Here is a 23,692-nt window from a genome sequence, read left to right as displayed (position 1 = left end):
CCCCGGGCCCGGTCCGCCCGGCGAGGGGCGCGTCAGTCCGGCTGGAGCGGGACGCGCTTCTCGATGGTGAGACCGAAGCCCGCGAGCCCGCGGTAGGTGACGTCCGAGTTGGTCATCACCTGGAGCGTGTGGATGCCCAGGTCCGTGAGAATCTGGCAGCCCATGCCCAGGTCACGCGACTCCTGCGGGCCACGCGTGGGGCCGCTGCTGCCGTCGTTGTTGCGCTTGTGGTGGATGCCGAAGTCGTCCCCGTGCATGCCTGGCAGGTACACCAGCACGCCGGAGCCTTCACGGGCGATGCGCGCCAGCGCCTGATCCAGCAGCACGTTGCAGTTGCACGACGGGGAGCCGAACACGTCACCCAGGGCACAGGCCGCGTGCAGGCGCACCAGGGTGCTGGGCCGCGACGCCGGGTCGCCCTTCACCAGGACCAGGGACTTCACGCCGTCGGGCAGCCACGAATAGGTGAGGGCGGTGAACTCACCGTAGCGGGTGGTGACGGTCTGCTGGCCGGGCTCGCGGCGCACCAGCCGGTCCTTCCGGCGGCGGTACTCGATGAGGTCCGCGATGGTGATGAGCGACAGCTTGTGCTCGCGGGCGAAGACCTTGAGGTCCGGCATCCGCATCATGGTGCCGTCGTCCTTCACCAGCTCGCAGAGGATGCCGGAGGCGGACAGGCCGGCGAGGCGGGACAGGTCAACGGTGGCCTCGGTGTGGCCGGCCCGGCGGAGGACGCCGCCCTCGCGGTAGCGGAGCGGGAAGATGTGCCCGGGGCGCAGGAAGTCATCGGCCTTGCTGGAGGGGTCCACCAGGGCGCGGATGGTCTTCGCGCGGTCCGCCGCGGATACGCCCGTGTGGGTGCCGTGGCGGTAGTCCACGGAGACGGTGAAGGCTGTGCGATGGGATTCGGTGTTGTCCGACACCATCTGTGGGAGGCGGAGCTCGTCCAGCCGCTCCGCCAGCATGGGCATGCAGACGATGCCGCTGGTGTGGCGCACCATGAAGGCCAGGTGCTCGGGCGTCACCTTCTCCGCGGCCATGATGAGGTCGCCCTCATTCTCGCGGTCCTCGTCATCGGCGACGATGACGAACTTGCCCTCCTGGATGTCACGGATGGCGTCGTCGATGGAGGAGATCTCGCTGGCGTGACTCATGGAGGTTTCGGTCCGGGCGGAGGGCTGCATGAGTCGCGCATGTAGCGTGGGCGACGGTGGCTCGCAAGCCAACCGGTAGCCGGGCGCATGTGGGGATGATGGCGCGGATGAGGTTGGCAGGGGGCCGTTGGAGGGCCTACGGCCGGTTGGTGGGTAGACGCCGACTCGACGTGACGGGCGCAGTGATGTAGGGTGCTTGGCGCCGTGATGACTTCCAATACCCAGGAACTCCGGGCTCGGCTCGACCAGCTCCAGGCCAGTCTTTCCACCCGTGAGAGCACGACACGCTTCGCCCGAGCGGGGGTGTCCACCGTCATTGCCCTCCTGGTGGGTGGGGCGTCGGGCAAGCTCTTCTACGATTCTCTTCGCACGCCGCTGCTGGCGTGGGCGGCGGCCCTGGTGTCCGTGTCGCTGCTCATCTACGCCTTCATCAGCTACCGCTCGGGCCGGAAGGTCCTGGTGGATGAGCTGAAGCAATACGAGTCGATGCTGGCCCTTCGCAGCGAGCTGCGGCTGGACGACCCCTCGGCGCTGCTTCCCCGGTGAGCGCCGCCAGGAAGAAGGCCACCGCGCGCCGTCCAGGGCGTTTCATCGTCCTGGAGGGACTGGATGGGGCGGGTACCACGACGCAGGTGGAGCGGCTTGCCGCGGCCCTGCGCGCGGAGGGGCACTCGGTGCTGACCACACGGGAGCCGTCTGACGGCCCCGTGGGGATGATGATTCGCCAGGCGCTCACGGGCCGGTTGGGACTGCCCGGTGGGGCGGGTCCGCTGGCGCCGGAGACGCTGGCGTTGCTGTTCGCCGCGGACCGGACGGACCACCTCACGGCCCGGGTGCTCCCGGCGCTGGCGGCGGGCCAGATTGTCCTGTGTGACCGCTACGTCCTGTCGTCCCTGGCCTACCAGGGCGCGTCGCTGCCCATGGAATGGGTGGAGGCGGTGAATGCGTGCGCGGTGTCGCCGGACCTGACGCTGTTCGTCGGCGTGGCGCCGGAGGTGGCGGCACGGCGCCGCAAGGCACGCGGCGGGGCGGCGGAGCTGTTCGAGGCGGACGAGGCTCAGCGGCGGATTGCGAAGCAGTACGTGGCCGCCATCCGCCGCCGGGAGAAGCACGAGCGCATCGTCCACATCGACGGCGAGCAGGGCATCGAGGCCGTGACGACCGCGTCGTTGGTTGAGATTCGCAAGCTGCTGGCCCGCAAGCGCTGAACTGTCTGGGCCGGTATTCCCCGCCCGGCGGCGCCTTGTCTTGGATGCCGTCCTCGTCAGCGACGGAAGCGCTCAGTGTCCCGAGTGCTCGTGATGCTTCCCCTGCGTTGGTGGAGTGGGATCCGGCTCGGTTTCCCCTGTGCCGCCCTGTGCCTTCCCTGTGCCCTTGGCGGGCGGCTTGCCGAACTTCACCAACTGCGCATGCACCTGGCCGTTGTTCATCTTCATCCCGTGCACGACGGCGCGCTCGCCGGGCTTGAGGTCGGATGCGGTGACCGCCACGCCGCTCCTCTCGTAGCGGGTGCCGGGATCCGTCATCACCTCCTGCTGCTTCTTGTCGCTCGTCTCCAGCACGAGCGCGGCCTGCTTCACTTCCTTCACCGTGCCCATGACGTGGACCCCGTCCTTGCCGTGGGCAAGGGCCAGAGCCGGAGTCAACAGGGCGAGAGCCACTACGGCGAGGCTCGTGAGGCGGGGACGAACGGGTTGGGGTCTCATGGCGTTGCGCTCCTTTCGCATGTGACGGCTACTGTCCTTCGAGGAACGCGTCCTCGATGCGCTGCTCTTCAAGCTCATGCCGGGACTGGGGCAGGGCGGCTTTGATTTCATCGAGCTCTTCTGTGCCGAGACGCGGCAGTCTGCGGATGAGTTCGACGAGGGCCCAGCTATCGTTGTTGCCCGCCCCCTCGTGGAGTTGTCCCCAGGCGGGCATGCCGGTCAGGCGGATGCCGTTCTGGATGATCCAGTACAGCTCGCCATCGCTCAGGTCCTGGGTCGGAGTGGCGCGCATGTTGGGGGCGCGCGGGTAGAGCCCCTGGCCGATGGGTGTCTGCCCACTGCCATCCGCCGCGTGGCAGATGGCGCAGTGGTCACCCCAATGGGCTCGCGCCTCGGCGAGGGCCTGCGGTGAGAGGGGCGCGAGCGGATTCTTCAGCTCCCGGGCGCCCGCGGGCATGCTGAAGCTCCGTGCCGCACGCGCCACGTTCGCTTCGAGCGCCGAGGGGGCCTCCCGGGCCGAGAAGCCGCGGCGCGCCACCGTCAGCGCATACACCCCGCAGCCCACGCCCAGGACGAGCGTCAGGGCGCCCAGTACGGCCAGTCCTCCCACCACGGTACGGCGCAAGGTCACGGTGTATTCTCCTCTTGAATCCGGCGGGGGGCGGTCAGAGGTCCAGCCGCTTCAGCCGCAGGGCATTGGCGATGACGGAGACGGACGAGATGCTCATCGCCGCGCTGGCAATCATGGGGCTCAGCAGCAGTCCGAAGAACGGGTAGAGGACCCCCGCCGCGATGGGGACGCCGAGCACGTTGTAGATGAACGCGAAGAAGAGGTTCTGGCGGATGTTTCGCACGGTGCCCCGGCTCAGGTGCCGTGCGCGGACGATGCCGCGGAGGTCACCCTTCACCAGCGTGACGGCGGCGCTCTCCATGGCGATGTCAGTGCCCGTGCCCATGGCGATGCCCACGTTGGCCTGGGCGAGCGCGGGCGCGTCGTTCACTCCGTCTCCGGCCATGGCTACCACGTGCCCTTCGGCCTGGAGGCGCTTCACCATCGCGTTCTTCTCCTCGGGGCGCACCTCCGCGTGGACTTCGTCGATGCCCAGGCGCCGGGCCACCGCCTCCGCCGTTGTCCGGCTGTCACCCGTGAGCATCACGAGGCGCAGGCCGTCGGCACGGAGCTGCTGAACGGCTTCGGGGGTGCTGGCCTTCACCGGGTCGGCCACGCCCAGCAGCCCGGCCGGCTTGCCGTCCACGGCGACGAACATCACCGTCTGCCCTTCTCGCCTCAGGGCCTCCGCCCTCTCCAGGAACGCCCCTGCCTCGATGCCGAGTCCCTCGAGCAGCCGGGCATTGCCGAGCGCCACCTGCGCACCATCCACACGCCCCGTCACGCCCTGGCCCGTCACGGACTTGAAGCCGTGCGTCTCAGTGAGGACGGCACCTCGTGCCTCTGCGCCCTTCACGATTGCGGACGCGAGCGGGTGCTCGCTCCCGCGCTCGATGCTGCCGGCCAGGTGAAGCAGCCGCGCCTCGTCGAAACCGGGGGCGGTCACCACCGTGGTGAGGCTCGGCCTGCCCTCGGTGAGGGTGCCCGTCTTGTCGACGACGAGGGTGTCCACCTTCGCCAGTTCCTCGAGCGCCGCCGCGTCCCGGATGAGGACGCCGGCCTGCGCGCCACGCCCCATGCCCACCACGATGGAGATGGGAGTGGCCAGGCCCAGGGCACACGGGCACGCGATGATGAGGACGGCCACGGCGTTGACCAGCGCGTGGGCGAGCCGGGGCTCTGGTCCCCACATGCTCCAGATGAACGCCGTGAGGACGGCGATGACCACCACCGCGGGCACGAACCACCCGGAGACGGTGTCGGCCAGACGCTGGATGGGGGCCCGGCTGCGTTGGGCCTCGGCCACCCGCTGTACGATTTGAGAGAGGAGCGTGTCGCGGCCGACGCGCTCGGCCCGCATCACGAAGCCGCCGGTGCCGTTGACCGTCCCTCCTGTCACCCGGCTGCCAGGTGTCTTCTCGGAGGGAATCGGCTCACCCGTCACCATGGACTCGTCCACGGCGCTCTCGCCCTCCAGGACCACGCCATCCACGGGCACCTTCTCGCCCGGTCGGACGCGGAGGCGGTCACCCACGTGGACCCCGTCCAGCGCTACGTCCTCTTCGCGCCCGTCCTCGCGCAGCAGCCGCGCCGTCTTCGGAGCCAGCCCGAGCAGCGCCTTCAAGGCTCCCGAGGTGGCATGGCGGGCCCGGAGCTCCAGCACCTGCCCCAGCAGCACCAGCGTGGTGATGACCGCCGCGGCCTCGAAGTACAAGGGCACGTGGCCACCGTGGCCCGTGAAGGCGTGAGGCAGGAGGCCGGGGAAGAAGGTGGCGAAGACGCTGAAGCCGTAGGCGGCGCCCGTCCCAAGGGCAATCAGCGTGAACATGTTGAGGTGCCGGTTGCGCACCGACGCCCAGCCCCGCTGGAAGAAGGGCCAGCCCCCCCACAGCACCACGGGCGTCGCCAGGGCGAACTGCACCCAGGCCATGAGCGGCCCTGGGATGAGGCGCTGGATGGGCTGGCCCGGAATCATCTCGGACATGCCCAGGACGAACACAGGGAGTGAGAGGACGACGCTCACCCAGAAGCGCCGCCGCATGTCGAGGTACTCCGGGTCGGGCCCGTCCTCAAGGGTGACGGTCCGTGGCTCCAGGGCCATGCCGCAGATGGGGCACGCCCCCGGCTCGGGCCGCACGATCTCCGGGTGCATCGGGCAGACGTACTCGGTGCGCGTCTGGAGGACCGGCTGTTCGGGCTTGAGGGCCATGCCGCACTTGGGGCAGGTGCCGGGATGGTCCTGCCGCACCTCCGGGTCCATCGGGCAGATGTACTGGGTGCCCGCGGGGGCAGGCTCCTGCGGCTGGGGCTCGGGCGCGAGGTACTTCCGCGGCTCCGCCGTGAACTTCTCGCGGCACTTCGGGTTGCAGAAGAAGTACGTGTGCCCCTCGTGCACGTGGCTGCCGCCCTTCGGTGCCTGGGGATCCACGAACATGCCGCAGACGGGGTCCTTCGCCTTGCCCTCTGGCAGGTGCGGAGGGTGGTGCCCGGTGTGAGCTTCTGGGGGGAGATGAGTCGTCATCGTCGCGATTCCTTTTGCCGGGATCACGAAGCACCCTGTTCCTTCTTACAGTTCCAAGCGAAGCGGCCTGTCGCCCGAAGCGGGCCCATGGCTGCCTGCCAGGAATGTTCTCAGGGCGAACCCGTGCGGCTTGTCAGCTCGGGTACCAAGCAACCCCGAGGCCAGCCGTGCCAACGGGCAAGTTCCGAGATTGACTCGGGTGTGCCTCCGTCGGGTGTAACCCGCGCTGTTACACTCGGGTGAGGTAGGTCACACCCAATTGGTGCGATGACGGCGGCGGGCTCGTGGCGGTGGCGGCGGTGGCTCGCCGCCTCCAGTCGTGAGTGCGCCGATGTCCGCTACGGTTGACCGCCGTACCAAGACTTGCGCCACTCAATCAGCTGACCGATCTCCTTCGTCTGTGCGTCGATGATTCCGCGGGCAAGAGCGCGAATCTCTGCGTTGCTGGTCCGCCGCAGCGCGACGCTCGCCATCTGAACGGCACCCGAGTGGTGCGGCATCATCGAATCGATGAACGCCTCGTCGACGTCCGGCTGTCGCGCGAGCTCGGCGGTCATCAGCATGCCGCTGTTTTGCATCTCGGACTCGCTCATCATCGTCGGCACATCCGAGGAGCCGAAGTGGGCCTGCTTGAGGGCCTTCAGCTCCTCGATTTCTCGACGCTGGTCCTGAATCATCTTCGTGGCCAGCGCCCGGAGCTCCTGACGCGTGCCGCGTTGCTCCTCGACCATGGCCATCTCGGTGGCCATCTGGTGGTGCGCGGCCATCATGTCGATAAACCGCTCGTCGGAATAGTTGCCGTCCACGACGAGCCGCTCGGGGGCAACGTCACTGTCCATGGACATGCCCTCGTGCGACTCGTCATCTCCACACCCCGCTACCGCTGCGAGGAAGACGACCGCCAGGGCGCTGCATAGCATTGAGGATTTCATACGTTCACAGCCTCCAGGTCGGACGCCTGGCATCCGCGGTGTGCCGGATTGCCAGAGGCGTCCGCCGCGCTGGATGCTGTGCATGGAGGTGGTCCGTGGCACCTGTGAGCGGCGGAGTTACAAGCCACCTCAGCGGGGAGCCACGGCAATCACCTCGTGCCTCGAGACGGGTCAGTTCTCGCGGAAGACAAGTCCGTTGGGCTGGGTGCCCACGGTGAGCGTCTTTCGAACGGTGCGCGAGGCGACGTCGACGATGCTGAGCGTCCCCGCGGTCTGGTTGGTGATGAATGCGGTGGCGCCATCGGCGGAGAACGCGATGCCATGGGCTCCGGCGCCAGTGGCCAGTTCCCCCTGACGTGTCGTCGTACCAGCGGCGAAGAAGATGACCTTGCCGTTGTCGGTGTCCGTCACCCAGAGGTCCCCATTGGGGGCCGTGGCGGCCATGGCCGGCGTGAAGCCCAGCGGATAGGTGCGCGCCACATCGAGGGTGTTGGCATCAATGCCGGTGAGGCTCTTGCCGTCCTCGTTGTCCACGTACATGAGGCCGTCGTTTCCCGGCCAGGCGCCGACCGGGTTGGCCCCGACGGTCACCGTCTTCACCACCGCCTTGGTGGCCGCGTTGATGACGGAGACGTTGTTGGAGTCGCCATTGGCGACGAAGGCGTAGCGCCCGTCCTGAGAGAACGTCACCTCCGCGGGCATGTCGCCCACGTCGATTGTTTGCTTGGGCTCGAGCGTCTGGCTGTCGAGCACGACCACCGCGCCCGGCTTTGCCATCAGGGCCGTCCACACCTCGGTGCCGTCCGGCGAGAAGGCGCCGTTGTGGGTCATCACGTCGAACTGCCGCGTGGCCCGCGTCTTACCTGTCTTCGCGTCGAGCAGGAGGAGCTTGCCAGGCATGGTGTGACCGCCGTGCCCGCCGCCGTGCCCGCCGCTCAGGTCCATGCCGGGGACCGCCACCACGAGCAGGCTCCGGTCCGGGCTGAGGCTGATGTGGTGGGGATAGGTCATGTCCTTCAATCGAAGGGTGCTGGTGACCTCCTGCCGCTCCACGTCAATGACGCTGAGGGAGTTGCTGCCACCATTCACGACGAACACGGCGTCCTTTTCGAGGACGGGGAACGAGTTTGAGTCCTTGGCGGCGCAGCCACTCATCGCCAGCGCAGTCAGGAAGGGCATCATCCACAGTGTCGGCTTCATGCGTTCCATATCGACGGTCCTCTCGGCGGAATCGTGTCGGCGGCATCTACAGAAGCTGTGTTTGGTGGTGAATGCAGCTTGATTGCATGTGTTGCTTAGGGTGACTCCTTGAAGTCATCGGAACGCAGGCCAAAGCGTTTGAGGAGCCGGTGGAGGCTCTCGCGCTCCATGCCCGCGCGTTCAGCAGCCCGCGTCACATTGCCCCCGAATTCCCGCAGCAGGGCGATGAGGTAGTCGCGCGAGGCACGGTCCCGCGCCAGGTCCACCGCCTCCCGGAAGGGCATCTTCACCAGATGGTCTGCGGGCAGTGCTCCCTGTTGTCCGCCCGTGACTTCAGAGGGGAGTGCGTCAGGGCCCACCCGGGAGCCAGTGGTGATGGCCACCGCGCGTTCGATGGCATTCTCCAACTGGCGCACGTTGCCCGGCCAGTTGTACCCGGTGAGCGCACGCAACGCGTCCGGCTCCAGGCCATCCACCGGCTGCCGGTAGGTCTTCGCCGCCTTCTGTACGAAGTGCATGGCCAGCAGGGGGATGTCCTCGCGCCGCTCCCGCAGGGACGGCAGATGCACCGGGAAGACATTGAGCCGGTAGTAGAGGTCTTCGCGGAAGCGGCCCGCAGTCACTTCGGCCTTGAGGTCGCGGTGGGTGGCGGTGATGACGCGTGCGTCGATGCGGCGCGCAACCGCGTCTCCGACACGGCGCACCTCCTTGTCCTGGAGCGTGCGGTTGAGCTTCACCTGGACGGACAGGGGCAACTCCCCAATCTCGTCCAGGAAGATGGTCCCCCCGGAGGCTGCCTCGAAGAGACCGGCCTTGGTCTCTACCGCGCCGGTGAAGGCACCCCGGGCGTGACCGAACAGCTCGCTCTCGATGAGTTCGGAGGGCAGCGCGCCGCAGTTGACCGCGATGAAGGGCCGGTCCTTGCGTGGGCCGTGGTGGTGGATGGCCCGCGCCACCAGCTCCTTGCCCGTCCCCGTCTCCCCGGTGATGAGAACCGTGATGTCCAGCTCGGAGGCGCGCTCCAGCAGGCTGTAGAGCGCACGCATGGGCGCGCTCCTGCCAATGATGTTCTGGAAGCTGTAGATGCCCTCCAGCTCGCGCCGCAGTGAGGCGGCCTGCTCCTTGAGCCGCTTGCGCTCGATGGCGCGGGCGACCACCAGGGATGCCTCGTCCGGGTCGAAGGGCTTGGGCAGGTAATCATAGGCGCCCTCCTTGATGGCCTCTACCGCCTTGGGGACGGAGGCGTACGCCGTCATCAGGATGACCTCGGTGGTGGGCGCGTGCTGCTTGACTGCCTTGAGCACCTCGAAGCCGTCCGCTCCCGGCATTCGGATGTCCGTCACCACCACGTCGAACGGCTGCGTCTGGATGAGGGAGAGTGCACGGCCTCCGTCTTCAGCCGTCCTCACGTGATACGCGTCACCGAGAATGCGGGTGATGAGGTGGCGCATGTTCTCCTTGTCGTCGACAACGAGAACACTCGGTCTGTCCGTCACGGCGTACTCCGGGGGAGATGCAAGGTGAATTCCGCACCACGTCCAGGCAGGTTGCGCGGCTGGATGCGGCCACCATGGGCCTGGGCGATGGCCTGCGACACCGCCAACCCCAGCCCGGTGCCATGGGGTTTGGTGGTGAAGAAGGGCTCGAACATCCGCTTCTGTGCCTCGGGAGAGAGGCCGGGCCCGCTGTCGCGGAAAGAAAGCGCCACCTCGTCATCGTGGGCGTGGATGGCCACGGTCACCTGTCCCGAGGGACCGGCGGCCTCCATGGCGTTCTTGACCAGGTTCGTGACCACCTGCCGCAGCCGCTGCGGATGGCCTGCCACCCGGGCTTCGCCTTCCACCGTCAAGGATGCCGCGGAGAGCTGGGCGGACTCCCGCTGCCGGGAGACGACTTCCTCCACCAGCTCTCGCAGCTCCAGCGTCTCGCCCGGGACCTGGAGTGGCCGCGACAGGTCGAGCATCCCCTCCACGATGTCACGGCAGCGCAGCGTCTCCTCTTCGATGATGCGCAGGTCGTCCGCGAGCGCCCCCTCCGCCTTGCGCTGAAGCAGGCGCACGTAGCCGAGGATGACCCCCAGGGGATTGTTGATTTCATGCGCCACGCCCGCCGCCAGGCGGCCGATGCCCGCCAGCCGCTCGCTTTGAACCAGGCGCTCCTGATGCTCACGTAGCGCGGCGGTCATCCGGTTGAACTGCTGCGCCAGCCTTCCGAACTCATCCGGGCGGTCCAGCGCGATACGAGTCATGAGGTCGCCCGCGGCGATACGGGCCGCGCCGGCCTCCAGCAGCGAGACCGGGCGGGCCACCGAGCGGCCGATGTAGAGACCTACGCCCGCCGCGAGCAGGGCGGCAGCGGCCAGGATGGCGACCGTCCACTGGAAGCTGGCGTGCTGGACCGTGCTCGCGTGCTCCTCGAAGTTGCCAATGGCTCGCTCGTAGTGTGAGGCCAAAGTGTCCGCGCTCTCCTGGATGACGTCGACCAGCTCCAGGGCCCTGGCGTGTTCACGGGCCGCGGTGGCATGGTCCTCGCGCAGCACGGCTGGCACGAGCGCCTCGCGGAAAAGCCGGTCCAGCTCCGTCGTGGTGCGGCGCATGGTCTCCACCTGGGCGCGTTCCTCGGAGGTGGTGGCCTGGGCTTGGACCGCTTCGAGCCGCTCCATGGCACGGTGATAGGCGCTGTCGTAGAGCGGCAGGTGGCTGGCGTTGCCGAGGATGACGGTGTGAGCCTGGTGTGCGTAGAGGTCTCTGACCGAGGTCGCGAGCGACAGCGTGGTGCGCACGGCCGTCTCCTGCCGCCGCACGCTGTGCAGGGCCTCGTGGATCTCCGCCATGCCCTCGAGCGCGGCATAGGCTGCCGCGCCGAAGGCCAGGACGAGGAGCGAGAAGGCGGATAAGAGCCTGCGAGCGGTTCCGGACACGACATCCCCTGGCGAACGAAGGTAGGGGTTTAGCAACAGGCAGGCCAATGTGGTGCGCGCTGCAAGTGGCTGAACTCATTCCTGGGCGGCGTTCCCTCATCGTTGCGAGAAAAGGGCCGGGTGTGACCAGGCTGGTCACACTGTAATGGGCCGGGGGCTCGGCTTCAGGTCTGGCGAGCGCGGCCCTTTTGGAATGGCGTGGCTCGCTTAGTGGGAACCCTCCGCATGGACGTCCACGAGCGTCATCATCCCGGCCTCGGCGTGTTCTTGGATGTGGCAGTGGAGCATCCAGGCCCCCACGTCCTGCGGGAACATCGCCACATCCACCGTCTCCCTTGGACGAATCAGCACGGTGTCGCGCCAGTGTCCCTCGTCCACCGATGCGCCATTGCGCGCCACCACGCGGAAGAACTGCCCATGCACGTGCATGGGGTGCAGGCGGGAGGACTCGTTGACGAAACGCAGCGTGGCCCATTGATGGGCAGGGAGTCGGTAGACCTTGTGGTGCGCGGAGGCATGCTCCCCCTCGTGGTGGAACGCCTCGTCATTGATGGTCCACTCGATGCCGAAGGGGCCTCCCCGCCTCGCATTCAGCCGGAAGGTCTCCGCGGGTTGCAGTGCACGCGCTGGAGAGAGGTCAGGGCTCGGGGGCGGAGCAACTGCTGCCACTTCGGGCGGCCGCACGACCTCTCCAGAGACCACCAGCGTTGCGAGAGGGAACGGCCTGCGTGTGAAGTGGTCCATCACCTCCATGCGCGGGTTGCTCAGCGCCTCGGGAACGGTGAAGTCCAGGTCGACGCGGTTCCCTGGAGCGAGCTCCAAGCGGGAGGCCGGCAGCGGCCGGTCCGTGGCCAGCCCGTCGATCGCGATGACCGATGCGCCCAGCCCTTCGAAGGAGGGCGCGAACACGCGCCCATTTGCAACGTTGACCATCCGCAGCCGCACTCGCTCGCCGGGCTGCAGCGGGACTTCTGGCTGGACAGTCCCGTTCACCGTGGAGATCTGCCCCCAGCGGCCGTCGTGCGCGAGGTCGTGGCGCGTGTTGAATCGGCCGTCAATCTGGCCACCCGCGTCGAGTCGCCAGTCGTCGAGCACCCAGACGAGCTCGCGTGAGAAAGGGCCGGGCTTCTGTTCCTCCACGATGAGCACGCCGAACAGCCCTCGCTCGACTTGCTCGCTCCCGCGCAGGTGCGGGTGAAACCAGTAGGTTCCTGCGTCCTTCACTTTGAACTCATAGACGAAGGTTCCCCCTGGTGGGATGGGAGGCTGGGTCACCCCGGGCACGCCGTCCATTCCGTTCGGAAGCCGGATGCCGTGCCAGTGAATGGTCGTCGGCTGCGGCAGCTTGTTGGTGAATCGCACGCGGACCGTGTCGCCATGGTTGGCGCGAAGGGTGGGGCCGGGGACCTGGCCGTTGTAGGCCCAGACCTCCAGACTCCGGCCATCCAGGAGCGGGAGGGCTGTCGGGGCCGCGACGAGGTCGAACTCGCGCACGTGGCCCGTGGACGGGATGTCTTCAGGGTAGGGCGGTGCCGCGCGCGGCTGCCGGAGCGTCGCCATGGCGGCGTCATCCTCCTGGCCAAGGCCGAGTGCCGCGAGCGTTGCGAGGACGGCAACGACAGCTGCCGCGAGGAACCAGCGATTGCGATGCATGAAGCCTCTTCACGAATGGATGGAAGCTGCGGGCGAGGAGGGGGCCAGGCCGCCGTGGTGGCGTGGCCCGGCCCCCCAGGCGCGCGGCCTCGGCGCGCAGCCTGCCCGGAACGGCGGTCTACTGGATGGTGACGAGCCCGCTGATGTGGTCCATCGCGCAGGCGTAGCGCAGCGTGCCCGACTCGCTGGGGGTGAACTCCACGGTCACCGGCGTGTCCATGGGGAGCGGCTTGTTGATGCCCAGGTCGGCCATGACGATTTCCGTGGCGCACGTCTTGGCCGTCTTGCGCGTGACCACGAGGCGGACGGGCTGCCCCGCCTTCACCTTCACGTTCGAGGGCTCGAAGCCCTTGGGGGTCACCGTGAGGTCCACGGTCTGGACGCCATTCCTGGTAGCCGGGGCCGAGGCGGGCTTCTGTGTGGGCGCAGCGGCCTTCTTGGCCGTGCATTCGTGCGCGGAATGCTCGCCGTGCTTGGCGTGCTCGCCGTGCTTGGCGTGCTCGTCACACGCGACCGCGGGGGCCGCGGCAATCAGGGGGAGTGCAGCAAGGAGTCCCATCAGGCTCTTCTTCATCGCTTGGTTGCTCCCAGAGTGAGGATGCCCTCGGGGATGTCCGGCATCCTGTGAGTTCGGTCCGCCGGAGCACAACGCGTGCCGAGGACTGAACGCGCCTGTTCATGCGGGGTTGCCGTGGCGCGGCACCTGTTCGGAGTACCCGGATGGGTTTCGCTGTAACCGTCACGGTCACAGGTGGAGCGTGAAGCGGCGTCGTTCCACGGAGCCGTGAAGTGCCGTGCATGGCCGGGACGCTGCGGGTGGCGCACGAGGCGCTGGCCACCGCGGCTGGACCTCTTCGCGGGTGTAAGCCTTTTGGGGGAGGTGCGTCAGTGGGGTGACCCGCTAGCTCGCGGGCAGGAGGAAGCCCCATGAATGCCGTTGAAGCAGCCTCGTCCCGGTCTCCCGCGGGCGCCCTGGAGCGGATGGACCTCGCCGTGTCGGGTATGACGTGCGCCGCGTGCGCGCGCCGCGTGGAACGCACTCTGAGCGAGGTGGAGGGGGTCCAGGAGTGCAGCGTCAACTTCGCCACCCGCCGGGCCAGTGTCCTCTTCGACGCTCGGACCACGTCCGTCAGCGCACTGGCCGATGCGGTGGCCGACGCTGGCTATCGCGCCGAGGTGCCGCAGGCTTCCACCGCTGAAGAGACGGACGCCGCGGAGGAGCGAGGGCTGCGGCGCCGGCTCGCCGTGGCCGTGCTCTTCGGCTTGCCGGTGGTCGTGCTGGCCATGTCCCACGGAGCGCTCGACTTCACCGGTTCCACCTGGGTGCAGCTCGGCCTGACGCTGCCAGTCATGGCGTACAGCGGTGGTCCCATCTTCCGGGCGGCGTGGGCCGCGTTGCGGCACAGGTCGGCCGACATGAACGTCCTGGTGGCGCTCGGGACCGGCGCGGCTTTCATCTTCTCGGTGGTGGCCACCGTGTGGCCGACATTGATCGTCGCCGGGGACCACGGAGGTCATGAGGGGCACGGAGCCGCACCTCCCATCTACTTCGAGGCGGCGGCCGCGGTGATTGCCTTCGTGCTGCTCGGGCGCTTCCTGGAATCGCGAGCACGCACCCGGGCAGGGGATGCCATCCGGCGGCTTCAGGCGTTGGCCCCTTCCATCGCCACCGTGCTGGAGAATGGCGTCGAGCGAGAGGTTCCACTCGCCGAGGTGCGGGTGGGGGACCATGTGGTGGTGCGTCCGGGGCAGTCCATCCCCGTCGATGGCTCCGTCGTGGACGGGGCCTCCTCGGTGGACGAATCCATGCTCACGGGGGAGAGCCTGCCGGTGGAGAAGGCGGCGGGCGCGGAGGTCTTCGCCGGGACGATGAACGGCACGGGCCGCCTGGTCTTCCGCGCGGCCAAGGTGGGGAGTGACACCGCGCTCCAGCAGATTGTCCAGGTGGTGGAGCGGGCCCAGGGCACCAAGGCGCCCATCGCGCGCCTCGCGGACGTGGTGAGCGGCGTCTTCACTCCGGTGGTGCTGCTCATCGCCATCGCCACGTTCGCGGCCTGGTTCGTCCTGGCCCCCGAGGAGACGCGCCTGACGATGGCCCTGCTCAACGCGGTGGCAGTGCTGGTCATCGCTTGCCCGTGCGCCCTGGGACTGGCCACGCCCGCGGCGCTCATGGTGGGGATGGGGCGGGGGGCGCAGCTCGGAGTGCTGGTGAAGAGCGCCGCTTCGTTGGAAGGCGCGAGCCGTATCGACACCGTGGTGCTCGACAAGACGGGCACGCTGACCCAGGGGCGCCCGGCGGTGGTCCGCGTCCTCACCGCGAGCGGCATGACGGAGGAGGAAGTGCTGACCCTCGCCGCCGCCGCCGAGTCCGCGAGCGAGCATCCGCTGGCCCGTGCCGTCATGTCCGAGGCCGCCAACCGGGGTCTGAAGGTCGGCACGCCGGAGTCGTTCACCGCCACGCCGGGACATGGCGTGGAGGCCCAGGTTGGCGGGCGCAGGGTGCTCGTGGGCAGTCGTCGGATGCTGGACGGACAGGGCGTGTCCGGGAGCGAGGACGCCGAGCGAGTGCTCACGGCGGACGGGCAGACGCCCGTGCTCATCGCGGTGGACGGGCGCTGGGTAGGCGCCATCGGCATCGCGGATCCTGAGCGGGAGGAGGCCGCCACGGTGGTCCAATCCCTGCGGAGCATGGGGCTGCACGTGGTGATGCTCACGGGCGACCATGAGGGACCGGCCGCGCGGGTGGCGCGCGCGCTCGGCATCGACCGGGTCTTCGCCGGTGTACTGCCGTCCGGCAAGGCGCATGTGGTGCGTGCGCTCCAGGCGGAGGGACGGCGCGTGGCCATGGTGGGGGATGGCATCAACGACGCGCCGGCCCTGGCGGAGGCGGACCTCGGCGTTGCCATGGGGACGGGGACGGACGTGGCCCGGGATGCCGCGGGCGTCGCGCTGCTGCGCTCCGATTTGCGAGGACTGCCGGCGGCACTCGGCTTGGCTCGCACCACGATGCGGGTCATCCGACAGAACCTGTTCTGGGCCTTCCTCTACAACGTGCTTGGCATCCCGGTAGCGGCGGGGCTGCTCTACGGCCTGACAGGCTGGCTGTTGTCACCGATGCTGGCGAGCGTGGCCATGTCCCTGTCGAGTGTGTCGGTGCTGCTCAACAGCCTGCGTCTGCGGCGCCTGCGCCTGCCAGCGCCCCAGGCGGCCTGAGCCAGACCTTCCTCACGAAGTCCCCACGGCGCCACGGTCCTCCATTCGGGACCGTGGCGTTCGTGCATTCACGGCACCTGTAAGAGCCCGGCGCCTGACCCGTCAACAGGGGTGAACGCGGTGGACATGAGGGAGCGACCTGCTCCCTGGCCCGCCGCGTGGAACCTGCGTCCAGGGAGAGAGCGTCATGTTGGATTCAATCGAAGTGGGAGTCGTCTCTGGCAGCGTGCTGGCCGCGGCGGCCACCGTCCTGTTCTTCTTCGGCCCGCGCCAGCGCACCCGGGCCCGGAGCGAGGTCGGCGGCGCGCAGGAAGTGGACCTGATGGTGGACGGCGGCTACCGCCCCGACCGCATCGTGGTGCGCGCGGGCGTGCCGGTGAAGCTCAACGTCCTGCGCACGGACCGCTCCGCGTGCTCGGAGCAGATCGTGCTCGGCGACCTCGGCGTTTCGCGCACGCTGCCCACCGGACGCGTGGTGACAATCGACCTGCCCGCGCTCACGCCCGGCGCGTACGACTTCACCTGCGGCATGAGCATGCTGCGCGGCCGCCTCATCGCAGAGGTCTGAGCCCGGACATGTAAGTCGCCGGCCCCTGCCGCGTCCAAGGGGCCGAAGCCGGTCACCTGCTCCGAAAGGAATCCCATCATGAAGAAGCTCCTCGTCCTCTCCTTGTTGTCTCCGCTCACCGCCTGCGCCGCCGCTCCCTGGAGCGCGCTCGACGAGGATTCCGCGTCGCCCACTTCCCTGCGTGCGCCGGAGGCCCCCCGTCCGAATCTGGTCGCTGTGCTGACAGATGCCGATCCGCTGCGCGCGCCGTCTGGGATTGCCTCCGACGACGGAGTCCAGGGGAACGACCACGCGGGCCATCAAGGGCACACAGGCGGTCATGGTGGCACCGCCCGGCAAGGCAACGCGACGGGGCATAGCTCTGGGCACTCTGGCCATGGTGGGCACTCTGGCCACGGTGGGCACACGGGGCATGGCGCGAAGCAGGGGAGCGCTCACGATGGACACGGGGGGCACTCCGAGAGCGCCCCGGATGCCGGCAGTCCCGCCCCCAGCCACGACCATCACCAGCACTAGCCGCCCGCGACGGAGAGAGAGGCACCATGAAGACCTGGTCATCGTCACGCTGGAAGCGGCCCGCCGCAGGTACGCTCGTGGCATCCATGCTCACATTGGGGGGATGCGTCACCGTTCCCCTGGCGAATGATGCGCGTGACGTGCACACGACGCTCAGCGCTCGTTGGACGCCTGGGGACCCGATGGCCGGGCTCACCAGCGAGGCCCTCCGGGGAGAGGACGCGGACGCGGCCGTGCGGGCGCTGCTGGCCCAGCCGCTCACCGCCGACACGGCCGTCCGCATCGCCCTGCTGAACAACCGCGACCTGCGCGCCGCGATGCACGCGCTGGGCGTCGCCACTGGCAACCTGGTGCAGATGAGCCTTCCTCCCAATCCAGAGGTGGAGCTGGAGGTGCGAAAGCCCACCCGTGGCGGGGAGCCTCTGCAAGGGGACATCGGGCTCGAGTACGACCTGTCCGAGCTCATCCTCCTGCCGCAGCGTCGCGGGGTGGCCCAGGCCGAGCGCGCGGCCGAGCGCGCACTCACGGCGGGCGAGGTGCTGCACCTGGCCTACCGCACGCGCCTGGGCTTCTACGAGGTCCAGGCCCGGCACCAGCAACTGGAGCTGCGCAACCGGGCGCTGCAGGTCGCACAGGCGGGCTACGGCACGGCGGTGGAGCTGGAGAAGGCGGGCAACGTCCGCGCGCTGGAGGTGGCCACCGAGCGGTCCGCGGTGGAGTCCGCGCGCCTGGCCGTGGCCGAAGCCGAGAACGCACTGCTGGACTCGCGCGAGGCCCTCAACGTGTTGCTGGGCCTCTTCGGTCCCCGCACGCAGTGGACGGTGGATTCGCCGCTGGCCGACCCAGTCAACGACCTGGATTCGGGGGAGGGGCTGGAGGCGCGCGCCATCGAGGCGAGCCTCGACCTGGCCGAGCTGCGCGGCCGGATGGAGGCCGCCGACCGGCGCCACAGGCTCGCGCGGACGGAGGGGTTTCTGCCCCACCTGTCCGGCGGCTTCCACGGCGAGAAGGACGAGGACCGGTGGGAGATGGGGGCGCACCTCACGGTGGGGCTGCCGCTGTTCGACCGCAAGCAGGGCGTGCGCATGGCGGCCCTTTCTTCGCGCGAGTCCCTGAAGGCCCGTTACGAGGCCACGGCCACCGCCATCCGCGCCTCGCTGCGCCAGGCCCGCGGCCGAGTGGAGTCCACGGAGCGACGGGCGCGGCACGTCCGTGACGTGCTCCTGCCGGCCCGGCGCCAGGTGCTCGACGAGACGTTGCTTCAGTACAACGCCATGCAGGTGGGCGTCTTCGAGGTGCTGCGTGCCCAGGCCGCCGTGACGGACACGGCCAGCACCTACGTGGAGACGCTGCTCGACTACCACCGCGCCCGCTCGGCGCTGGAGCAACTCCTGGCGGGCCGTCACCAAGGCTTGGAGCTGGGCTCCATCCGCGTTTCGTCGATGAGCGCGAGCTCCGGTCCGGCCGCCGCGGCGGACGCGCACTGACCTTCGCATTCACCGCACTTCGACATTGAGAGGACACACCACCATGGACCGCAGGCAGTTCATTCAGCTCGGCGCACTCGCTGGGGGCACGCTGGTCGCAAGCCAGGCCTTCGCGCAAGGACAGTCCCACGCCGTGCCTTCCGCGCCCGTCAGCGCACGCGCCAGGACGCCGAGCATCGTCGCTCCGGGCGGGCAGGTGGCCGTCACCACGCCCAACGGCTCCACGCTGCCCTGGAGGAAGGTGGGGGGCGTGAAGGTGGGCCACCTGGTGGCCATGCCCGTGAAGCACACCTTCGCCCCTGGGCTGGAGGTGGAAGCGTGGGGCTACAACGGCTCGACGCCAGGGCCCACCATCGAGGCGGTGGAGGGAGACCGCCTTCGCATCTACGTCACCAACCGGCTGCCCGAGCCGACCACCGTGCACTGGCACGGGCTCATCATTCCCAATGGCATGGATGGCGTGTCCGGGCTGAACCAGCGCCCCATCGCCCCCGGAGAAACCTTCGCCTACGAGTTCACGCTGAACCAGCCGGGCACGTACATGTATCACCCGCACTACGACGAGATGACCCAGATGGCGCTGGGGATGATGGGCATGTTCATCGTCCATCCGAAGCGTCCGCGCGGCCCGAGAGTGGTCCGCGACTTCGCGCTGATGACGCACGAGTGGAAGGTGCTGCCAGGCATGCGCCGGCCGGACCCCAACGCGATGAGCGACTTCAATGTCCTCACGTTCAACTCCAAGGCCTTCCCGGCCACCGAGCCGCTCGTCATCGGGCGCGGGGAGCGCGTGCGCATCCGCCTGGGGAATCTGTCCGCCATGGACCACCACCCCATTCACCTGCACGGCCTGTCCTTCGAAATGACGGGGACGGATGGGGGCTTCGTCCCCGAGTCCGCCCGCTACCCGGAAACTTCAATCCTGGTGCCGGTGGGGAGCACCCGGGTCATCGAGTTCGTCGCGGACGAACCGGGGGACTGGGCCATGCACTGCCACATGACCCACCATGTGATGAACCAGATGGGACACGCGGCCCCGGTGACGCTGGGTGCTGACGCACGGGCCATCGACCGGCGGGTGCAGGCCTTGGTGCCGGGGTACATGACGATGGGGCAGGATGGCATGGGTGGCATGGAAGAGATGGGCATGCCAATGCCGGCCAACAGCATTCCCATGAAGGGCGGCAAGGGGCCCTTCGGCCCCATCGACATGGGCGGCATGTTCACGCTCCTCAAGGTCCGCGAGAACCCGGACACCGAGGATGGGAGCGGCTGGTACGTGCACCCGAAGGGGACGGTGGCGGAAAAGGCCGACCCGGTGCGCATGGACGCGGACGGCATCAATCCGGACGTGCGCTTTGGTTGATGGCGAAGGGGGGCGGAGGACGGCTTGCACCAGGTCCTCCGTCCCTGTACCTGAACGGCATGAGTGACATGAATCAGGGAGCGGGTGCGGAGACCGATGGCGTGGTGCGGCCCCTGTCCGCCGACGTCATTTCCAGTCTGGTGGAGAACCACCGGGAGTTCTTGCGCTTCCTCGAGCGTCGGGTTGGGAGCCGCGCGGTGGCGGAAGACATCCTTCAGGATGCGTTCGTCCGTGGCATGGGCAAGGCGAAGGCGCTCCGCGAAGATGAGTCGCTGATGGCCTGGTTCTACAGCGTGCTGCGCAACGCGGTCATCGACCATTACCGGCGTCGTGGCACGACGGAGCGCGCGCTGGCTTCGCTGGCCAGCGAGCTCGAGGAGGGCCATGCACCGGAAGCGGAACTGGCGCAGGCTGTTTGCCAGTGCGTGGGCCGGCTGGCCGGCACCCTCAAGCCCGAGTATGCCGAGGCGCTGCGGCGTGTGGAGGTGGAGGGCGTCAGCGTCCCGGCTTTCGCCCTGGAGGCGGGCATCACGTCCAACAACGCGGCGGTGCGACTGCACCGTGCTCGCAAGGCGCTCAAGAAACAGTTGGAGGTTTCGTGCGGCACGTGCGCCTCGCACGGCTGTCTGGACTGCACGTGCGCGACGCAGGGCACCGAGAAGAAGGCCGGGGGCTGCGGGAGCGCGAAGGCATGACCTGACCGCGGCTCCCAAGCGACATGCCCGGCTGTTCCAATGGATGAGCGCAGCCAGGCCGCGCGGAGCCCGAGTCCTTCTGGGCATCACGCGCAGGCTGGCTGTCATTGCCGCGACGGCGGCTTACATGAGGGACTGGGTGTGGGGAGGGGCTGGTGGTGCGGACGGGCAAGGAGGCCCGTCCGCACACGGGGGCAGCTCATGCGGTGGGGGCGGACTCGTACCCGGCGTCGCGGAGCGCCTCGATGAGGATGTTGACGTTCGCGGTCGCGGCGTCGTGTTTCACGAGGACCTGGCGGTGCTCGAACCGCACGTTGACGTCCTGCACGCCTTCGACTTTCCGCAACGCGGTGTTGATGTGGCTGACGCAGGACCGGCAGGACATTCCCTCGATCTTCAGGAGGGTTTCATCATTCGGGTTCATCGGGTGGCTCCATCATCAAGCGGCGTTCATCGCCGGCTCGAAGAGGGAGACGCGGACCGTCGCGGGTCCTTACAGTCGCGCGGCGCATCACCCGCGCGGCGCCGAGCGCACTGCCGACAACCGGTGTGAAACCCCCTAGGGCTCCAGGCCAGCGCGCCCGCGCCTGCCTGGGCGCCCCGAGCGCCTGTTGCCTGCGACAGACGGTCCGGTTGCAGAGGAGTCCTGTGCTCTCAACCTTGCCTGGGGAGAGGGGGAGGCCCGACATGGCGCGGAAGAGTGGCAAGGGGAAGACGTCCGAGGGGCAGCAGGGCGGCGACGGGCAGTCGGCGGCGGTCTCCGGTGGAATGAAGACGTACCACGAAGGGGAGCGCTTCCCCGGCCGCATTGGCAGGACATGGGAGGAGTCCGAGCCGGCCTTCCCCGTGCCTCCCGAGGCGCCGAAGGGGGCGCCGAACATCCTGTACATCATCCTCGACGACGTCGGTTACGGGGCGTGTGACACGTTCGGCGGCCTGGTCGAGACGCCGAACATCACGCGGCTCGCCGGTAACGGTCTCCGGTACACCAACTTCCACACGACGGCCCTCTGCTCGCCGACGCGCGCGTGCCTCTTGACGGGACGCAACCACCACTCGGTTGGCATGGCCAACATCACCGAACTCGCAACCGGCTTCCCTGGCTACGACGCGCGCCAGAAGCCGGACAAGGCCGCCATTGGCGCGATGCTCCACCAGCACGGCTACGCGTCGTTCGCGCTCGGCAAGTGGCACAACACGCCGTCGGAGGAGTCCGGCCCCTCCGGTCCGTTCGACCGGTGGCCCGACGGGCCGCTCTTCGGGTTCGACCGCTTCTACGGCTTCATGGGCGGTGACAACAACCAGTGGTACCCGAAGCTCTACGCGGGGCGCGAGGCCATCGACCCACCGCGTCTGCCGCAGGAGGGCTACCACCTGTCGGAGGACCTCGCCGACAAGACGGTCGATTTCATCTCGAACCATGCGTCGTTGACGCCCGAGAAGCCGTGGCTCGCCTACCTCGCGTTCGGCGCCTGCCACGCCCCCCACCACGTCTGGCCCGAGTGGATTGAGAAGTACCGTGGCAAGTTCGACATGGGGTGGGACCGCTATCGCGAGCAGGTGCTGGCGCGGCAGAAGCAACTGGGCGTCATTCCGGCCAACGCCGCGCTCGCGCCCATGCTCGAAGGCGTGCCCAGGTGGGATGATTTGTCGGACGACCAGAAGCGGCTCTTCGCGCGGATGGCCGAGGTCTACGCCGCCTTCCTGTCGCACGCGGACGCGCAGATTGGGCGCGTCGTCGAGTACCTGGAGCGGTCGGGCCAGCTCGACAACACGTTGCTCTTCGTGTTCATCGGCGACAACGGTTGCTCCGGCGAGGGCACGAACTCGGGCCTCTTCAACGAGGGCGCGTTCGGCACGGAGCGCCCCGAGAAGGTCGAGACGCTGGAGGGGAACCTCCAGCGCATCGACAGGCTCGGGCAGCCGGGCTCCTATAACCACTTCCCGGTGGGGTGGGCACTGGCGATGAATGCACCGTTCAAGCTCTGCAAGCAGTACACGCACTTCGGTGGGACGCGGAATCCCCTCGTGGTGCACTGGCCCAAGGGCATCCAGGCCCGAGGTGAAATCAGGACGCAGTTCCACCACGTCATCGACATCGTCCCCACCATCCTGAAGGCCGCCAGGATTGAGGCGCCCGCCGTCGTCAACTCCGTCTCCCAGGCGCCGATGGAAGGCGTGCCGATGAATTACTCGTTCGACGACGCGGACGCGCCCACGCATCACCCGACGCAATACTTCGAGATGCTGGGCAACCGCGCCATCGTCAACGGGAAGTGGAAGGCCGTCACCTACCACGGCCGCAAGCCGTGGGAGAACCATGCGGCCTGGTCCTTCGACGAGGACCACTGGGAGGTCTACGACCTCGAGAAGGACCCGACCGAGTGCCACGACCTCATGGCGCAGCGGGATCTGCTGAAGCAAGATGACCCGGCCGTGAAGCGGATGATTCATCTGGTCGGCCTGTGGTGGGCCGAGGCCGGCCGCTACAACGTGCTCCCGCTCGATGACCGGTTCCAGGAGCGCCTGCTGGGCCGGGCCGAGCTGGCCAAGAAACGGACGCGGTTCTCATTCGGGCTGGGGGCGGTACGGATTCCCGAGGCCGCGGCGCCCGACACGAAGAACCGCTCCTGGGTCATGACCGCCGAGATTGAAATCCCCGAGCAGGGCGCCGAGGGTCCCATCGTCGTGATGGGCGGCGACACCGCCGGGTGGTCCCTCTACCTGAAAGGCGGCGTCCCCACGTTCTGCTACAACTTCGCCGCCGTCGATTACACATACATCCGTGCACCGCAGAAGCTCGGTCCGGGCCGCCACACGCTCCGCTTCGAGTTCGAAATCCAGCCCGAGCATCGAACCGACACGGGCAAGCCCGTCATCTACGGCGCCGGAGGCATGGGCCGCCTCGCGGTGGACGGCAAGTGGGTCGCCGAGGGCAGGATTCCGCAGACGATGGCGTTCATGTACAGCCTCGACGAGACGTTCGACGTCGGCTGCGACAAGGGAGCGCCCGTGACCGACGAGTATGAGCCGCTCGCGGCCTTTACGGGCAAGGTCGTCGAAGTCACCGTGGACCTGCATCCGGAGGCGGCGTTGGAGCCCGCACGCCACACGGAGGCTCAGGTCACCCAGGCGATGGCCCGGCAGTGAG

General features: G+C 68.5%; 19 protein-coding genes. 8 read left to right on the top strand and 11 right to left on the bottom strand.

Translation table 11 applies throughout. The features are described from left to right. Window positions 1–32 precede the first annotated feature (32 nt). Window positions 33–1,184 (bottom strand): 3,4-dihydroxy-2-butanone-4-phosphate synthase, encoded by a 1,152-nt coding sequence (gene ribB, locus FMP39_RS08840; protein ID WP_141589516.1) that lies wholly within the window; start codon window positions 1,182–1,184, stop codon window positions 33–35. Between the two features lie 177 nt (window positions 1,185–1,361). Between ribB and FMP39_RS08835 the strand changes: the two genes are divergently transcribed. Then, complete coding sequence (locus FMP39_RS08835) at window positions 1,362–1,700, top strand: hypothetical protein (protein WP_228557822.1); 339 nt, start codon at window positions 1,362–1,364, stop codon at window positions 1,698–1,700. After that, on the top strand, window positions 1,697–2,362 hold the full coding sequence (gene tmk / locus FMP39_RS08830) for a dTMP kinase (protein WP_141589514.1): 666 nt from the start codon (window positions 1,697–1,699) through the stop codon (window positions 2,360–2,362). Before FMP39_RS08835 ends, tmk begins: the two co-directional genes overlap by 4 nt. A 72-nt stretch (window positions 2,363–2,434) precedes the next feature. On the opposite strand, the gene FMP39_RS08825 is transcribed toward tmk, so the two are convergent. The 9 genes from FMP39_RS08825 to FMP39_RS08785 form a co-directional block, all read right to left on the bottom strand. Further along, on the bottom strand, window positions 2,435–2,752 hold the full coding sequence (locus FMP39_RS08825) for a hypothetical protein (protein ID WP_228557816.1): 318 nt from the start codon (window positions 2,750–2,752) through the stop codon (window positions 2,435–2,437). A 136-nt stretch (window positions 2,753–2,888) separates the two neighbouring features. After that, window positions 2,889–3,491, bottom strand: coding sequence for a c-type cytochrome (locus FMP39_RS08820; RefSeq protein WP_141589512.1), 603 nt, complete (start codon window positions 3,489–3,491; stop codon window positions 2,889–2,891). Between the two features lie 34 nt (window positions 3,492–3,525). Next, on the bottom strand, window positions 3,526–5,991 hold the full coding sequence (locus FMP39_RS08815) for a heavy metal translocating P-type ATPase (RefSeq protein ID WP_141589511.1): 2,466 nt from the start codon (window positions 5,989–5,991) through the stop codon (window positions 3,526–3,528). Between the two features lie 338 nt (window positions 5,992–6,329). Next, window positions 6,330–6,911, bottom strand: a complete 582-nt coding sequence (locus FMP39_RS08810; RefSeq protein WP_141589543.1) for a DUF305 domain-containing protein — start codon at window positions 6,909–6,911, stop codon at window positions 6,330–6,332. A gap of 183 nt (window positions 6,912–7,094) precedes the next feature. After that, window positions 7,095–8,123, bottom strand: a complete 1,029-nt coding sequence (locus tag FMP39_RS08805) for a PQQ-binding-like beta-propeller repeat protein (RefSeq protein WP_228557815.1) — start codon at window positions 8,121–8,123, stop codon at window positions 7,095–7,097. Window positions 8,124–8,218: 95 nt separating this feature from the next. Next, on the bottom strand, window positions 8,219–9,619 hold the full coding sequence (locus FMP39_RS08800; protein WP_141589509.1) for a sigma-54 dependent transcriptional regulator: 1,401 nt from the start codon (window positions 9,617–9,619) through the stop codon (window positions 8,219–8,221). Next, a complete protein-coding gene (locus FMP39_RS08795; protein WP_141589508.1) occupies window positions 9,616–11,043 on the bottom strand; it encodes a sensor histidine kinase in 1,428 nt (475 codons plus the stop codon). The genes FMP39_RS08800 and FMP39_RS08795 overlap by 4 nt, the downstream gene beginning before the upstream one ends. Before the next feature lie 207 nt (window positions 11,044–11,250). After that, on the bottom strand, window positions 11,251–12,603 hold the full coding sequence (locus FMP39_RS08790) for a multicopper oxidase family protein (protein ID WP_228557814.1): 1,353 nt from the start codon (window positions 12,601–12,603) through the stop codon (window positions 11,251–11,253). 211 nt (window positions 12,604–12,814) lie between these two features. After that, window positions 12,815–13,270 (bottom strand): cupredoxin domain-containing protein, encoded by a 456-nt coding sequence (locus FMP39_RS08785; protein WP_141589506.1) that lies wholly within the window; start codon window positions 13,268–13,270, stop codon window positions 12,815–12,817. Between the two features lie 353 nt (window positions 13,271–13,623). Here FMP39_RS08785 and FMP39_RS08780 point away from each other — a divergent pair, with 353 nt between their 5' ends. The 5 genes from FMP39_RS08780 (at window position 13,624) to FMP39_RS08760 (ending at window position 20,541) form a co-directional block, all read left to right on the top strand. After that, entirely contained in the window at window positions 13,624–15,909 is a 2,286-nt protein-coding gene (locus FMP39_RS08780) for a cation-translocating P-type ATPase (RefSeq protein ID WP_141589505.1), read from the top strand. 187 nt (window positions 15,910–16,096) lie between these two features. After that, complete coding sequence (locus FMP39_RS08775) at window positions 16,097–16,477, top strand: cupredoxin domain-containing protein (protein WP_011553456.1); 381 nt, start codon at window positions 16,097–16,099, stop codon at window positions 16,475–16,477. A 542-nt stretch (window positions 16,478–17,019) separates the two neighbouring features. Then, a complete protein-coding gene (locus FMP39_RS08770; RefSeq protein WP_141589504.1) occupies window positions 17,020–18,480 on the top strand; it encodes a TolC family protein in 1,461 nt (486 codons plus the stop codon). Window positions 18,481–18,523: 43 nt separating this feature from the next. Then, window positions 18,524–19,846 (top strand): multicopper oxidase family protein, encoded by a 1,323-nt coding sequence (locus FMP39_RS08765; RefSeq protein ID WP_141589503.1) that lies wholly within the window; start codon window positions 18,524–18,526, stop codon window positions 19,844–19,846. Window positions 19,847–19,905: 59 nt separating this feature from the next. Further along, window positions 19,906–20,541 (top strand): RNA polymerase sigma factor, encoded by a 636-nt coding sequence (locus FMP39_RS08760; protein WP_141589502.1) that lies wholly within the window; start codon window positions 19,906–19,908, stop codon window positions 20,539–20,541. Between the two features lie 199 nt (window positions 20,542–20,740). Here the strand turns inward: FMP39_RS08760 and FMP39_RS08755 are convergent, their stop codons facing one another. Beyond that, window positions 20,741–20,965: a heavy-metal-associated domain-containing protein gene (locus FMP39_RS08755; RefSeq protein ID WP_141589501.1), complete on the bottom strand. Its 225-nt coding sequence runs from the start codon at window positions 20,963–20,965 to the stop codon at window positions 20,741–20,743. Between the two features lie 263 nt (window positions 20,966–21,228). Between FMP39_RS08755 and FMP39_RS08750 the strand changes: the two genes are divergently transcribed. After that, on the top strand, window positions 21,229–23,691 hold the full coding sequence (locus tag FMP39_RS08750; protein WP_141589500.1) for an arylsulfatase: 2,463 nt from the start codon (window positions 21,229–21,231) through the stop codon (window positions 23,689–23,691). Window position 23,692 lies beyond the last annotated feature (1 nt).

This window comes from Myxococcus sp. AB056, from assembly GCF_006547365.1.
In the GTDB taxonomy this organism is placed as follows: Bacteria; Myxococcota; Myxococcia; order Myxococcales; family Myxococcaceae; genus Myxococcus; species Myxococcus virescens.
This window is presented reverse-complemented; position numbering and strand designations above follow the sequence as displayed.

Bases quoted from the DNA above. Each gene is read 5' to 3' on its own strand.
- FMP39_RS08810 (WP_141589543.1), bottom strand. From the start codon at position 6,911: ATGCTATGCAGCGCCCTGGCGGTCGTCTTCCTCGCAGCGGTAGCGGGG.
- FMP39_RS08835 (WP_228557822.1), top strand. From the start codon at position 1,362: ATGACTTCCAATACCCAGGAACTCCGGGCTCGGCTCGACCAGCTCCAG.
- FMP39_RS08755 (WP_141589501.1), bottom strand. From the start codon at position 20,965: ATGAACCCGAATGATGAAACCCTCCTGAAGATCGAGGGAATGTCCTGC.
- ribB (WP_141589516.1), bottom strand. From the start codon at position 1,184: ATGCAGCCCTCCGCCCGGACCGAAACCTCCATGAGTCACGCCAGCGAG.
- FMP39_RS08790 (WP_228557814.1), bottom strand. From the start codon at position 12,603: ATGGCGACGCTCCGGCAGCCGCGCGCGGCACCGCCCTACCCTGAAGAC.
- FMP39_RS08750 (WP_141589500.1), top strand. From the start codon at position 21,229: ATGGCGCGGAAGAGTGGCAAGGGGAAGACGTCCGAGGGGCAGCAGGGC.
- FMP39_RS08765 (WP_141589503.1), top strand. From the start codon at position 18,524: ATGGACCGCAGGCAGTTCATTCAGCTCGGCGCACTCGCTGGGGGCACG.
- FMP39_RS08760 (WP_141589502.1), top strand. From the start codon at position 19,906: ATGAGTGACATGAATCAGGGAGCGGGTGCGGAGACCGATGGCGTGGTG.
- FMP39_RS08805 (WP_228557815.1), bottom strand. From the start codon at position 8,123: ATGAAGCCGACACTGTGGATGATGCCCTTCCTGACTGCGCTGGCGATG.
- FMP39_RS08815 (WP_141589511.1), bottom strand. From the start codon at position 5,991: ATGACGACTCATCTCCCCCCAGAAGCTCACACCGGGCACCACCCTCCG.
- FMP39_RS08770 (WP_141589504.1), top strand. From the start codon at position 17,020: ATGAAGACCTGGTCATCGTCACGCTGGAAGCGGCCCGCCGCAGGTACG.
- FMP39_RS08780 (WP_141589505.1), top strand. From the start codon at position 13,624: ATGAATGCCGTTGAAGCAGCCTCGTCCCGGTCTCCCGCGGGCGCCCTG.
- FMP39_RS08785 (WP_141589506.1), bottom strand. From the start codon at position 13,270: ATGAAGAAGAGCCTGATGGGACTCCTTGCTGCACTCCCCCTGATTGCC.
- FMP39_RS08825 (WP_228557816.1), bottom strand. From the start codon at position 2,752: ATGGGCACGGTGAAGGAAGTGAAGCAGGCCGCGCTCGTGCTGGAGACG.
- FMP39_RS08775 (WP_011553456.1), top strand. From the start codon at position 16,097: ATGTTGGATTCAATCGAAGTGGGAGTCGTCTCTGGCAGCGTGCTGGCC.